The organism is Photorhabdus akhurstii (genome assembly GCF_019090985.1).
GTDB classification, from domain to species: Bacteria; Pseudomonadota; Gammaproteobacteria; order Enterobacterales; family Enterobacteriaceae; genus Photorhabdus; species Photorhabdus akhurstii.
Window position 1 is genome coordinate 688,000 of sequence record NZ_CP020335.1, and the last position, 14,739, is coordinate 702,738.

General features: G+C 41.0%; 12 protein-coding genes. 2 read left to right on the forward strand and 10 right to left on the reverse strand.

Annotation, left to right across the window (positions count from 1 at the left end; translation table 11 throughout):
* Positions 1–2 precede the first annotated feature (2 nt).
* Positions 3–776 carry a TatD family hydrolase gene (locus B0X70_RS03000; protein ID WP_217470851.1) on the forward strand — a complete coding sequence of 258 codons (774 nt, stop codon included), beginning with the start codon at positions 3–5 and terminating at the stop codon, positions 774–776.
* Positions 777–921: 145 nt separating this feature from the next.
* On the opposite strand, the gene B0X70_RS03005 is transcribed toward B0X70_RS03000, so the two are convergent.
* The 9 genes from B0X70_RS03005 to B0X70_RS03045 form a co-directional block, all read right to left on the reverse strand.
* Positions 922–1,668, reverse strand: a complete 747-nt coding sequence (locus B0X70_RS03005) for an SDR family oxidoreductase (protein WP_036811751.1) — start codon at positions 1,666–1,668, stop codon at positions 922–924.
* 64 nt (positions 1,669–1,732) lie between these two features.
* The gene (locus tag B0X70_RS03010) at positions 1,733–2,203 is read right to left on the reverse strand and encodes a cupin domain-containing protein (protein ID WP_246593421.1); all 471 of its coding nucleotides are present in this window, start codon (positions 2,201–2,203) and stop codon (positions 1,733–1,735) included.
* A gap of 98 nt (positions 2,204–2,301) precedes the next feature.
* Positions 2,302–3,981, reverse strand: a complete 1,680-nt coding sequence (locus B0X70_RS03015) for an FAD-dependent oxidoreductase (protein WP_217470852.1) — start codon at positions 3,979–3,981, stop codon at positions 2,302–2,304.
* A gap of 57 nt (positions 3,982–4,038) precedes the next feature.
* Entirely contained in the window at positions 4,039–5,700 is a 1,662-nt protein-coding gene (locus tag B0X70_RS03020) for an FAD-dependent oxidoreductase (RefSeq protein WP_040150430.1), read from the reverse strand.
* A 40-nt stretch (positions 5,701–5,740) separates the two neighbouring features.
* Positions 5,741–6,436 carry a methyltransferase domain-containing protein gene (locus tag B0X70_RS03025; protein WP_110090891.1) on the reverse strand — a complete coding sequence of 232 codons (696 nt, stop codon included), beginning with the start codon at positions 6,434–6,436 and terminating at the stop codon, positions 5,741–5,743.
* Positions 6,437–6,463: 27 nt separating this feature from the next.
* Entirely contained in the window at positions 6,464–8,899 is a 2,436-nt protein-coding gene (locus B0X70_RS03030; RefSeq protein WP_217470853.1) for an AMP-binding protein, read from the reverse strand.
* A 56-nt stretch (positions 8,900–8,955) separates the two neighbouring features.
* The gene (locus B0X70_RS03035; RefSeq protein ID WP_217470854.1) at positions 8,956–9,744 is read right to left on the reverse strand and encodes a class I fructose-bisphosphate aldolase; all 789 of its coding nucleotides are present in this window, start codon (positions 9,742–9,744) and stop codon (positions 8,956–8,958) included.
* 9 nt (positions 9,745–9,753) lie between these two features.
* Positions 9,754–11,061, reverse strand: coding sequence for a 3-dehydroquinate synthase II domain-containing protein (locus B0X70_RS03040; RefSeq protein ID WP_110085985.1), 1,308 nt, complete (start codon positions 11,059–11,061; stop codon positions 9,754–9,756).
* 335 nt (positions 11,062–11,396) lie between these two features.
* On the reverse strand, positions 11,397–12,914 hold the full coding sequence (locus tag B0X70_RS03045; protein ID WP_044467079.1) for an MFS transporter: 1,518 nt from the start codon (positions 12,912–12,914) through the stop codon (positions 11,397–11,399).
* Between the two features lie 176 nt (positions 12,915–13,090).
* On the opposite strand from B0X70_RS03045, the gene B0X70_RS03050 reads away from it, so the two are divergent.
* Positions 13,091–13,984: a LysR family transcriptional regulator gene (locus B0X70_RS03050; protein ID WP_036811763.1), complete on the forward strand. Its 894-nt coding sequence runs from the start codon at positions 13,091–13,093 to the stop codon at positions 13,982–13,984.
* 25 nt (positions 13,985–14,009) lie between these two features.
* Here the strand turns inward: B0X70_RS03050 and B0X70_RS03055 are convergent, their stop codons facing one another.
* A complete protein-coding gene (locus B0X70_RS03055; RefSeq protein ID WP_217470855.1) occupies positions 14,010–14,666 on the reverse strand; it encodes a phosphohydrolase in 657 nt (218 codons plus the stop codon).
* Between the last annotated feature and the right edge of the window lie 73 nt (positions 14,667–14,739).

Here is a 14,739-nt window from a genome sequence, read left to right on the forward strand (position 1 = left end):
TGATGTTTATTGATACCCACTGCCATTTTGACTTCCCTCCATTTTGTGGTGATGAGCAGCGAAGCCTGCAACTGGCGGCACAGGTTGGTGTGGATAAAATTGTTGTCCCTGCTATTAGTAGGGCAAATTTGCAACGGGTATCTGAACTGGCTCATTCTTATCCAGCGATTTATGCCGCATTGGGTTTGCATCCTCTTTATATCGATCAACATCAGGAAGCGCATCTTGCGGATCTGGAACACTTTCTGAAACAGAAACACGAAAAGTTGGTGGCGGTTGGGGAGATTGGGCTCGATCTCTATATGGCTGAATCCCAATTTGAAAAGCAGAAAGCGTTGTTATGCGATCAATTGCGGTTAGCAAAACATTATGAACTACCGGTTATCCTTCATTCCCGAAAAAGCCATGATCAAATGGCAGCGATCCTAAGAAGAATCAACCTTCCCCGTACCGGTGTAGTACATGGATTTGCTGGTAGCTTATCGCAGGCAGAAACTTTTATCCGTTTGGGATATTACATTGGGGTAGGGGGAACCATTACTTATGAAAGAGCGCAGAAAACACGTCGTGTGATGGCTGAACTCCCGTTAACGTCTCTTGTGTTGGAAACCGATGCCCCGGATATGCCACTTTTCGGCTTTCAGGGAGAGCCTAACCGACCGGAAAGAGTTGCCGGAGTTTTTGCTTCGTTATGTGAGCTTCGTCGCGAATCTCCTGATGAAATTGCTAACCAACTTTATCATAACAGTGTTGAATTATTTGGATTTGTTATATGATTGAGAGATTAAAAAAACGGTGCCCCAACCGTGAGATTTAGTTCCCAACATTTGAGGCGCCGTTCATTTTCTAAGTCATCTTAAGAAATTTTATCTTGGTATTGCACAAATCAACGATACAGTTATTCGTAAAATCTGCTTTTACCTAAATATTAACCATACCTCCATCGATGATAATGTCAGTTCCCAACAAAAACTTAGATTCATCTGAAGCGAGGAATACGGCTACATCTGCGACATCAGCCGGGGTTCCTAGATGTCCAGTTGGAATCATAGCGCTCACTTCCTGATATACACGTTGAGTATTGTTTATCCCTAGTTTGTCGAATGCCGGAGTCATGATTGGTCCGGGGCTAATACTATTAACCCGAATCTGACGATCGACAAATTCCGCAGCCAAGGCACGTCCCATAGCTAATAAAGCCCCCTTACTTGCTGAATAAGTTGCACTTGTGCCACTTTTACCAATATGACCACTGACTGAACCGGACAAAATGACAGAAGATGGTCTGGCAAGAAGAGGGAGCATAGATTGTAAGAGGAAAAACGGCCCTTTTAAATTAATCGACATCAGGCGATCAAAACCCTCTTCACTTTCTTCTTCTAATTTATGACTCGTCACAATTCCGGCATTCAGGAACAGAGCATCAATCTGCGGCCAACGCTCTCTAATTGTATCCCTTAAGATTACTTGTGATGCCAAAGACCCGGCGTCACTGGGTATAACCCAAACATCCTTACCAAAGAATCTCTGGGCAAAATCTAATGTCTCTGGATTGTTTCCAGTAATTGCAACGTAAGCTCCTTCAGCATGAAATTTTTTTGCCGTTTCGAAACCAATACCGGTTGTTCCTCCGGTAATTAATGTATATTTCCCTGATAATCTAAACATGATTGTTTTATTCCTCTTAGAAAACGCCTACTGTAATAGGCTCTTAATGTATATCCGGCTAAATTCAAAGTTCTTCACGAACTGCAAGACCCAAGTTTTGCAACATGGGGGCATTTTCACATGCAATATAGAGAGCCTCGTCAGTGACACTGCTATTTGTATGTTGATGCCATGCCCACACAGGCACATATATTGCGTCACCGGCTTTCCATGAAATACGTTGTTCGCCAATTAATGAATATCCCTCGCCATTCACGATATAGATTATCGTTTCATAGCTATGTCGGTGTTTACGTGTGGATTCTCCAGGTTGTAATCCTCCTAATGTCATACTCAAAACTTTACTGGGCAAATTAACCATCGCCACTTTATGACGTCTTTCATTTGAGAAATTCAAATCTTGTCTAACGTCGGAATTCAATACATTTTCATGAATTAATTGCGTTGGTTTATCTTCAACTAATTCACCGGGAACTTTATTAAAGTCTCCAGAGGAGAAATAACTCTTTTTCACCATAATTACCTCTGATATCATCTCTTATCCCAAAATTTTATTTTTTTTACTATTTTGAAATAACGTTAAAATCACTTTATTTTAAAAGTAACTTAGTCATATTTTCCGCCAAGCGTTTATCATGCTCTATTATCCCGGCAATACCATGCGATATGTCCATCAGGTCTGACAAGAACACAGGAGTTTTCATCAAAATGACAGCGACCATAAAAATCACCATAAATATCGTCAATTTCCTCGCCAGGGCCAATAATATATGCATTTATTTGGCAAGCATGCTCTTGGTTATATTTTTCTACTGCTGAAATCCATTTCTTCCCCGCTATTCCGGTGAACAATGAAAATTTCCCATGACCAACCAAATTAATTGAGGATATAATTTTTCCCTTTTGGCTTAACCAAACATGTGGAATTCGTGCCCCAGGTGTAAATGTAGAGTGATACATGAAAAATAGATCGTCACTTTTTTCTTCTTCGTTAGAAACTTTTTCTCTCAAAATAGCTGCCGATCTATAGCAATGGTTTAGCTCAGCTCCGTGTCCATTAAGCTCATAGTTCTTTAACCTTAATGCTTTATAAAATCTATTCCTTCTCGCTATACCAATATCATCATCAGTGGAAAGAAATTCTGCGGTAGAAATGGTAGGTTTATCCAACCCCAATGAAAGACTCAGTTCTTGGCTTTCACTTATACTCTGCATTGCTCGGGCAACGACCGCTTTTCCTACTGGAACTCTCTCTTGACTATAAGTTTCTAACAATTCCTGTCCTGCATAGTGTTTGAGAACATAGGCAAGTTTCCAACATAAATTATAAGAATCTTGAATAGAGGTATTCGATCCTAATCCATTATTCGGTGGATGCCGGTGAACAGCATCGCCAACACAAAATATTCGCTGATTAGCATATTCCTCCGCATACATACTATTTACCGTCCAGGTCGATATTGACTTAATATCTATATCCACATCATAATTACCGATAAGTTTTTTAAGAATATTGACCGCATCGTTCTTTGTAATTATGGGCGGTGGTTTAGCGATGTCGTAATTCCATACCCCTAACCACTCTTTCCACGGACGCACCATCCTTAACGCACCCAAGCCAATGCCACCAGAAATAGCCTCGTTATTGAAAATGAGAAATAATGCTCCGGGCCGATGAGAAACTAAAGCAGATAGATCAGCGTCAAAGAAAATATTTATACAGCCAGCGAGGTTCAATTCGCCTTTCATCGGTAATTGTGCATCAGAACAAACTTTACTTCTGGCGCCGTCAGCTCCAATAAGATATTTAGCCCGTATTTGATACTCCCGCTTTTCTAAACGATCAAAAGCCGTTACCGTAATCCCCTGTTTATCTTGTGTGGCTTGTATATATTCTGATGAAAATTTAACGTGTGCTCCATTTTTAATAGCACGGCCAATCAATATCGGCTCAAGGTAAGTTTGCGGTATATCACAGATACTAAATGGGCTTGCTATTTTATAGTCACTCAAACGTTCTGGATGCGCTCCCCATGATTTTATTCTGGCAATTTCGTTTCCTGCTAACGTCTCGCAGAATATACTATTGCCCATCACCTCATTTAGTACCGAACTCGCCATTAATTCATCACCAACGCCAAACTCCGATAATATTTCTATTGTTCTCTGATTTGTTATATGCGCACGAGGTGTATTAGCCAACCACCGATGTTTAGTGATGACCATTGTATTAATCCCATAAGTACTCAAAAATAAAGCTGCTGCGGAGCCAGAAGGACCGCTACCTACGATAAGAACATCTGTCTCAATCATAATATTGTGTTCCGTATTTAATTCATGTTAATACCCATATCCCCGGAAAATCATCTCTTACTTACCTATAATCTTATCCAGTATTGAACCTATATTATTCGGCACCTTATCGCCTTTCCAGGCGATATATTGGTCAGGACGTACCAAAAGGAGCCTTGCTTGATATAATTGCCAGGCATCATTACCGGAAAGATCAATAATTTTGATCGGAATTTTACGTTGATATGCCTGATCTAATAGTTCGGATATCGCTGGAAAATAAGTCCCTACCCGAAGTAAGCTAAAGCCAGTGCCTAAAATATCGAATAGCGATATTCTTGTTCCAGGAACAGGTGTGAGCCACAGGTGCGGCAATCGGCCTCCTGGCACATGACTTGGCTGATAATGAATAAAGTCATCATCCGGTATTGGCGCGCTATTAATAATATGAGGAGAATGGTCATATCGGGCGCCAAGTTCAACACCGATAGAAGAAAATTGACTGCGGAATGTATTCAGCTCAATCCCCATTTTTTTACGGGCCAAATTCCCAGCGGAATCTGCATTTTCTAGATTTGCCGGTATGGATAATGATGAAACCCGCTGCGTTAAAAAACGTGCGGCAGCGGTATTTCTCAGCGCAATTGGACGGCGCTCGCTTTCATAAGAATCCATTAACGCATTACCTGACCAACCTTTGAGAGACGCAGCAATTTTCCAGGCTAAATTACTCGTATCATCGATTCCAGTATTCATGCCAAAACCGCCGGTAGGAGAAAATAGATGAGCGGAGTCGCCCGCCAAATATATTTTGCCGTCAGAAAATCTTTCAGCGACAAGGGCAACGCCACCTTTCCATACCGAATTACTCAGAACGGATACTTCAATATCTGAGCCTATTCCTGCCTGAGCTATGCGAATTAATTCCGACTCATTGATAGCCTTTCCATGTTCACTCTGAGTCATCAGTAAAAAATCATCTTTGCCATCCAGACTGATAAATAACATTCTCAACATGGGGGAGATAATATTATACATCCAAGATTCTTTGCCTTTTAATATCCCTTGGTGAAGCTCAGGGATACGGATATAGCTGGATATCATGCCGCCAGTCAGAAAACCTATTTTGGCTTCAACCGTTCCTTCATAGGCGATACCAAGCTTGGAACGAACAAAACTTTGCCCACCATCACAGCCAATCATATAACTGGTGTGCCAGATTTCATCGGAATGTTTTCCCTTAATACACTCCGCATAAAGTTTTACTTGATCTTTAAACTGAATAAAATCTTTAACGCGCCAGCCATATCTCATGGTGATATTTGGACGACTACGGGCATGCTGTAGTAAAAACTTTTCGACATACATTTGATTGACTCGCATCAATGGTTCTGGAACCGGATCGGTCGAAATAGCATGTTTGAGTCTGGATATTTTCTGCATTCCCGACGGCATATTGATACGGGCGAGTTCCCATCGATTAAGCCGGGTAAAATATGATATATCCAGAGGAAACTCTTTTGGCAATCCTAATGCCCGAATAGACTGAGATATCCCTAAGCGACGATAATGTTCCATCGTGCGAGCATTATGGGTATTACCCTTAGGGCGCCATCGAGTTTCCTCATCTAAATTAAAAATAACGGAACGAATACCGTATAAATCCAGAAATAAAGCCAGCATTAAGCCAACGGGTCCGCCGCCGACGATGGCTACTGGTGATTCATTTTCTAAAGTCAAAATTAACCCTCCTTAACCATGACCCGTGGTAATAAACTGTTTAGATTAAAGATGTTAGCTGGAAGATTTTATATATCTGGGCATTTTCACCTTTTCCTTTTTCCTCATATAAAACAACATAGTTGTAGCCATGCTCCGAGAGTAACTCACTAAATGCGGCTTCATTGCCCTGGCTGCTAAACCCGATGAGTATCTTTCCCTGAGGATTAAGATATTTTCTTGCATCCTGAAGGAAACGTTTATGAGTTATATATCCCGGATCGTAAAATGCGTGATAAATTTCTTCTTTAAAAGTGTAATTTTCAGGAACAAACAAAAAATTAGAGTTCCAGAAAATAATATCAAAACTTTCACTGTCTTTTAATATGTCAAATAAATCTCCATGCCTGACAGAAATTAAATTATTTACCCGATGCCGGGTCACATTAAATAAGGTGTTTTTCACTGCTTCCTCACTAATATCAGAAGCAACAACGGGATAACATCCTTCTAGCGCTGCTGTAATAGCGGTTACTCCCGCACCACAGCCTAATTCTAAAAAAGAGCTATTTCGCACATAAGGAATATGCCGGGTAAAAATACCGGTGGACTGAAAATGAGTGGGTGGAAACACATTTTTATGAATATTAAATAGCCTTCCCATACATTCAAACTCAGAAATACCGGAGGATTCAGCAAGAGTCAGTTTTTGTTTTATAGCGGCGATAACCGGTTTTTCATAAAGATCTTCATTCACTGTAATTTACCTTCTTTATTATTAATGTTAATTAGTGGGTATATAGCGAGTGATTGCTAGAATTCCTTTTGGAATTTCTCTACTTGTTTTATATTTCTCAAGAATATTGGGCAGAAGATCCCTTAATCTGCGTTTCAAAACTTTACCGGTTACGCCAAGGGGAATCTGATCGAAACTGTTAACAACAATAACAATATATTCTCCAATAGAGTTCTCTATTCCATTCTTTTCCTGCATGAGTTGAAGAATTTTTTCTGCAACAATATCGACATCCTCAGTTAATTTCTTACTCAATAGAATCAAGGCAAGTAATGTTATTTTTCCATTTTCAGCATAAGGTAAATTTAATCCTATAATTGTTACATCATATACACTTTCGATTGTCTGTATCGTCTCTTCCAGTTGAAGGGTATACAGCGAGCCGTCAGGGGTATGAACAACATCAACCACACGATCAATTTGATAAAAAACATTGTCTTTGCAATATCCGATATCTCCGGTCAAGAAATATCCATTTCGCCATGTATCAGCGGTTTTTTGGTTCTGTTTCCAATAGCCAGAAGTAATTGTTGGTGAACACACCGCGAGCGCTCCGACACTTCCCTGCGGCATTTCATCACCGGAAGCCATGTCCACTATTTTGGCCGTAACGATATCAACAGGACGCCCAATTGAACGAGACGGTGCAATTCGATCAGCCGTGGATACACTTTGAAACAAAGCCATACCAAGCTCCGAACTGCCAAACGCATCGATAAAACGCGCACCCGGCGAACCCGCCAGTAAACGGCTAATGTGACTCTGATGGGCGGCATCCCCCATGCTAAACCAGCGCCGTATTGACGGGAATTCAGCATACGATACCTCGCGTTCCAGCAAAGAAACGTAGCTTTTGGGAAATGCAACAACCGTCGTAGGCGAAAAATCTTTTATCGCTTTTCTTACCGATTCCCCTTCCTGGCTACTGAGGACATAAGTTGGGAGACCATGCAATATAGCCGTTTCAAGATGGCTGATAGCAGAGGAGTGCGACTGCGGCAAAACGGTCAGCAAACGCTCATCTGGTGATTCGACAAAACGCCCAAGTCTTGCGCGTTTTCCCATAAAAAATTGACGATGTTCAAATTTTACCGCTTTAGGAACGCCTGTCGTACCAGAAGTATGGCTCAACATCAGTAATGTTGTATCCACGGGAATATACGGCCACCAAGAAGGCAAATTATATTCCACCTCGGTATTGAAATTTGAAACATTGAGAATTTCACATATATCACCGGCATTCCGTAAACTCTTTATCAGTGAATTATGATTAAGAGAAGATTCATCGGTGACGAGTTTATTAAAACCGTTCTCTTTGATATAAGAGATGCCAATATCTGACGGCATCGCCGGATTAATTAACGCGATTGTAGCGCCGATACTCGTGATTGCAATGTAATGCAGAAATGGACCAATTCCATCTTGCACACAAACAGCAACGACATCCCCGGTTTTAATCCCATTAGCCAAATACCAACCCGCAAGCTCACGTCTAATACTTGCCAAGGTATCCAGGCTGAATTGTTGGATATTACGTTGACTGGCAATGGTTATAGGTTTATCTGTAAAAATAAAATCCACAGTCGGGGTACTACTTAGCGATAAACAGCGGTCAAGAAAATTACCGCTACCTAACATGTTATCATTACGCAAACAGGCTAAATCACGTTCAGATAAAAGAGTCGTCACGCTCGAATCTACTCCGACGCTACTTTGATATATCTCATTTAGCATCGCCATCCGAGAATATATTACTGCTTCACCAAAAGCCATAACTTCTGCCTTGCCGTGAGGATTTCCTGCAATCATGCGATCAATAATTTTCCTCATCACTATGGCATGCTCTTCATCCTCCTCAACATGGATTTTGAAGAAATGCAATGCGTCATCAGGCGCTTTCATTGCTCGCAATGCATCCAAAACTGGACCATAAATTAAAGGTACGATTGCCTCGGCGCCTAAGCACAGAGCCGCGAGTCCCCTTAAAGAATTATCACTTCGGCAGTGCTCAAACATAATATTAATCAATTGCTGAGTACTTTTAAGAATCGGATAACTTTTAGGAACCGCATTAATCGCCGCCATCGCCTTTTTATATAACTCTACGTGAGATATCTTTGCAGCATCGGTTCCTGTTAGCTCTTCCAGCAAATTATGAGAAAGGAGCGTAAAATCATTTTGATCAACTAAGTTTCCCATCAGCGAGCACAGATATCGGGTGAAATATTGTGAATAGTACTGGTGCTGGATCATGAATTTTCTGAGTAAATTCTGGCTGGCTTTCCCGGAGCGGCAAGTCACCAAAAATACATTGGTATTAATTTCTTCCAATAGCTCTTTAGAAAAAATGTCTTCCCATAATGGTGATAAAGAATAACCTGTTTCTTTTTTAGGTTCGTTTTGAGTATTGATAGCGAGTTCCATGATAAACCCTTTTAGTCATATTCAACTGCATGAAATCTATGATATATAGGCTTTTTTTAAGCCAAAGATATTGACTCTGAATTTATACATTCATATAAATGGTGAAGCAGGGATTGTGGGTTGAGATTTTGAAAAATATTTCTGCCAACACATAACCCGCAAGCTCCGGACGAAATAGCGGCTTTGGTATTATTAATCAGTATTTCGTCAGATGTTTTTTCTCCCCCGGCGAAGAAAATTTTAATATCAGAACCATGAAGGTCAACGATTTCTGCAATAGCGGACTCCGAATCAGGGAAGCCTATTTTTATTGCATCAGATCCCAGTTCGGTGACAATTCTTATCAGATGGTGAAGCCTTTCCATCTTTATTTCTGACGATTCGGAAACAACTTTATCATATAGCATTGTGAGTACAGGCAGCCCGGCTTCATGCGCGATATCTGTGACAGAACCCAATATAGATAAATTATGTTCGAAATTTGTTTCAGTGAAATTTACCTGTATAGAAACAGCATCCACACCAAGCTGGAGAGCGGCTTCTATACTCGCCACTAATATTTTCGTGTCCGGTGATTCTGATATTATTGGCATGCCGCTCATATGGAGAATAATACCTGTTGAAGGGCGTAACATTCCACGCAGAATGAGCTTTTCCAATATCCCTTTATGGGCCAGAACAGCGCTTACATAGTTGCTATTGATCCACGATTCAACCGCATAAACACTTTGTAAACCAGAGATAGGCCCCATAGTTAACCCATGATCAATCGGCACTATTAATCCTCGGCTTGATTTGGGAAATAACAGTCTGCTTTCTCGTAATTTTCTTCCGATGTATCCCATAATCATCACCTACTTTTCAATAATAGATTCGTTAATTTTAATGCCAACATGACGACCCGGCTCTGTAATATAACCAAGCACCTTATCTCCAGGTTTAAGTTCAGAGATGTTTAAAGGTTTTGCTTCGCTAGAGAAAATTCTCACATGCCAATCATCTTGCATCAAAACATTCACCCGTTTTTTCCCTGGAAACTCTGCTTCAATTAATCGAAGAGGGCGTTGCTCTATTTTTACGCGACCAACCGTTATATGCCGTACTTCCCCCTTTGAATTGACTGCCATTACCGATGAGCCGGCTTTTAACTCGCTCATATAATCGGTTCGGTTATTAAAGTTATATACATAGGAGTGTATCGCTCCGGCATTAATACGGAATGGTCTCAGTTCCATATAAGGCAGAAAGAATACTTCCGGGCAGCACAACAGGGCGCCTTGGGAGGTACTGCCTACCAGCATGCCTTCGTTCTCGCTGAATAATGTGGATGTATCGATACAAGCTCGATATCCCATACCGACAGGACGACTTTCTGTAATAATTCCGACTTGTAGTTGCAGTGATTCTTTTTTGTTATATGATAAACGATCGATAAAGTCGCTCATAACATCATGTTTATTGGGTGAGAAAATAACACCTTCAGCACCATATTCCATCACACCATAAGAGACTATTGCATCATCGACATCATCAGGATCGCTAATTTCTTTTAATAAAATAGTCCCGGTAGATTGTAATGATGCAATGACCAGCTCAAGAGGAATATTAGTTGGATCACGAAAAAGAATCCAAAGAAAATTGAATTCCATTCCTTCATTGATTGTTTTAAGCAGACTATCTTGATCATCAACATAACTTTCATAGCAAGTCGCAATAGACTCTGCTTTAAGTTTCTTCAAAGTGGCTATGTCATTGGAGCAAATACATTTATTTGAGTTGGTATCAGAAGGTTTAAATAAAGCGAAATGTTCGCTCTCTTTAAATTTATTAAGCTCTTCATGGGTTTTCACTTTCAGAACTATTTGCATTCTTTTGGGTATTGCATTAATGAAAGTTGAAATATTATTTGGATATAAAACTATACCACTATAAAGAGAATTTATCACCCTGATGAAAATAGTATCGTCTGGCCTCTGGGCTGATAGTTTTGCAGTATCAAACCAAATGACTGGTCCATTTAAATCTTCACGCTTAGAATTATACTCTTTGCCTGGGCTGCTTAATCTTATAGACGCTCTTTTGGCAATCATTTCAGGCGTTTCAAAATTTCCAGACGCGATACTCACTGCCTCCTTTGGTACGCTAACGATATTTTTGCTCATATTAAAAATCCCCCGTAAAATATAAGATAATTTCTTCAATTGGTAATTTTTTTAATAAATAGTAATAAATTGTTATCATATCTTCGGTTTTTTTCATATCGATAAACACCCAAACTTTAAATTTTTATTTAATAATATCATAAAGGTGTGTAATTATATTCTCCTGAATGTGTTGTTTGTTATTTTTCCAATGTGGGAAAGTGTGTAGGAAAACTTAATTCTGTTTGCAAGGGTAATAGATAGTGTCGGCATTTCTCCTGATGATAAAATAAAGTTTCTCAAATTACAGAATAATTAACATTTAGTGATTTTATTATTAATATCAATTGTTTTTTCTATTTACTTTCACCGTGGGATTTTACTTTACCCAATAAAATAAACACTAACATTGCGGTAATTGCCGCCGCTACTGCAAGTGCAATGAATTGATATCGAAATGCTTCTTCGTATACCTTATGGAGCAATGACTTATCTAATGAAGGGGAAATAGCGACAGCATTACTTAAATCGCTCATTGCAAGACGTGTAGATATTTCAGATAAAATATCAGCCGGAATATTGCTTAATGTACTTAAACCCGAAGATATACGAGCAGAGAGAATAGCCCCTACCACCGCTAAGGCGATACCATCTCCGGCTAAACGGACAGCATTGAAAATCCCAGTCGCCATACCCGCTCGTTCTTTAGGTACGACACTCACCGCCAAACCGTCCATCAATCCCCAAGGCAGGCCAATTCCGATGCCGATAATCAACATTGGCCATAATCTTTCAGCCGTTGTATCGCCAGAGATCCCATAACCTAGCCAGAATAAGCCACCAGCAGCGATGATAAGTCCCATACCTGAAATGATGCCGACATTAATCCAGCGAGCTAATTGACCGGCAATAAAGGGGACTATTAGCAACGGCGCGGACAAGGTAATCATCATTTGGCCCGCTTCGAATGCGCTGTACCCTTCGACACCAATAAAACGTGCCGGCAATATAACGAGCAACACAACATAAGCATAGGCTGGCGCGATGGCGAGAAGTTGCACACCGACAAAGCGCGCATTGGCAAATAACGAGAGATCTAACATGGGCCTTGAACGTTGTCGTTCAATAATAATAAATATGATGAAAATAATAATGGAACAGATCAGTGTCGCAAGTACCGTACTGTCTCCCCATCCTTTTTCAGGAGCCAGAATGATCCCATAAGTGAAGGCCGCTAAAGATGAGGTAAATGTTATTGCGCCGGGCCAATCTAGCCCTTCTGCGTTGGGATCGCGCGTTTCTCGTGCATAAAGACTCACTAATATACTGGCAACTAATGCCACTAAAGCCGGTAGCCAAAAAACCCAAGGCCATCCTAACGAATCAATAAGTAGCCCGGCCAAAAAAGGACCAAAAGCTGCTCCTGCCCCAAATGTTGTGCCAATCAGGCTGAAAATGCGTGTACGTTGATGACCATCAAATTCCTGAGTCAACGCTGCCATTGAACCGGCAAAGGCTGCCGCCGCTCCCAACCCCTGTATGAGCCGTAAAATATCAACCCAAAAAACGGATGGCATATAAGGTATCGCCGCAGTAACAACAGCAAAGAGAAATAAACCGAATAGCCAGAGTTTCTTGCGCCCATGAGTATCGGCTAAGCTACCCGCAGCCATTGTTGCACTGCCGTAAGTAAGAATGTAAGCATTAATTACCCAACTGAGTTCCACCGCGCTTCCACCAAGGGCTTTGTTGATCGAAGGCACCACGACGGCAGGTCCTGCAATGCTCAAAGGAATCACAGCGGCGGTAAGACAGGCAGTCAAGACCAGCGGCGCTTTATTTGCGCTTGATCCAATATTTATTTGAGATTTCATCACCATTTCGATTTTCTGCCCTGAGTACGTATGGCTTGTCGCTGTATAGCAGCTAGAGCAAGATGTATTTTATTTCATACTACAGATTCACTAATGGCAGATAAATAGGCTTATAATCATTTCTGAAGTGACTATTTTGTCATTAATCGTGATGTAAAAAAGCCCAGGAAACCCAGATGAATAGTTTGAGTAGATTCATGATTTTCATTCGTGTAGCCGAAGCTCGTAGCTTCACTGCCGTAGCCAATCAACTTGGGCTATCCCCTTCGTCCATCAGTAAAAGCATCTCCCGGTTAGAAGAGAAGTTAGGTGTACGCTTGCTCCAACGCAGCACTCGTAGCGTCAGTTTAACGACAGAAGGCACTCTATTCCTTGAACGTTGCAAACGCATCTTGGACGAAATCACCTCGGCGGAAAACGAATTATTGAGTTCTATCTCTGCGCCTCAAGGCCGCTTGCGGGTGAGTCTGCCGCTAGTCAGCAGCTTGATGCTGCCCGTATTGTCAGCCTTTACTATGCGTTATCCACAAATAGAATTGGATTTGGACTTTAGTGATCGACTTGTGGATGTCATTGATGAAGGGTTTGATGCCGTGGTGCGAACAGGAGAACTCAATGATTCACGACTGATGAACAAACGTATCGGATCTAGCCGTTTTTTATACGTTGGCGCTCCCAGTTACTTTGCACAATATGGTAAGCCATCACAACCTAAAGATTTACTCCATCATGCATGCTTGATGCACCGGTTTCCAACAACCAATCTTTTGGAAAAATGGCCGCTATGCTTAGGAGCATCCGGGGTAGATATACATCTTCAAGCAAAGATGACCTGCAATCATGTCGAAACACTACTTTACATGACACTTCAAGGTCACGGCATCGCCTGTTTGCCTGATTTTACCGTTAAACAAGCATTAGCCAACGGTACATTGTTGGCCGTGTTGGATAAATGGTCTGATACTTCGAGTACTTTCCGTGTCCTATGGCCATCTAACCGCTGGGTACTCCCCAAAGTCAAAGCTTTTGTCGATTTCATGGCAGATAACTTATTCCCACAAGGGCGATAGAAATATTGATTAAAAAATTAATCCATTAAATTAAGTCGCCTTTAATTTCGCTTGAGAGTTTGCTCAAAAAATCAACCAAATATTGGGCGTTCGATTGTGCGATCTTCTTGCCTTCGGTGGTGTTCATCTTTTCAGGGAGCTTCAATAGCTTGGTCTGAAAGTGATCGATTGCATAGGATTTATCATCCAAGGGGCGATTAAGCGCAAAGGGATCATCATGGTGAAAAAGCCCGTGGCCGAGCATACCTGCTACATAAAATACTCTGGCGAGTCCGATGGCTCCTAGCGCATCTAATCGGTCTGCATCTTGGAGTATCTTCGCTTCTATTGTTTCTGGAGTTAAGGCTGCGCTATAGCTATGGGTTAGAATGGCATGTTTTACCGCATCATAAAGTTCTTTTGGGAACTCTGGAAATTCAGTAGACAGAATTCTGGCGGCTTCCTGTGCTGCAAGCTTTGAGGACTGTTTTTTCTCTGGATGATTCTTTGGTAATGACACGATGTCATGTAAGTAACTTGAGGCAATGATGATTAAAGGCTCACCTCCTTCTTTCTCCATGATTCTTTTCGCATTATTTGCGACACGGATCAGATGCCCAATATCATGAGCATTATCATTAGAATGTGTGAGTCGCTGTTTTAAAAACGCTCTCAAGCGCTCTTCTAAAATAGTAACTTTCATTATTTTCACTTACCTAAAGATATTGAATTAATTGTTTTTATACAACCGTTTGATTGTTATTCAAAAAAATAAA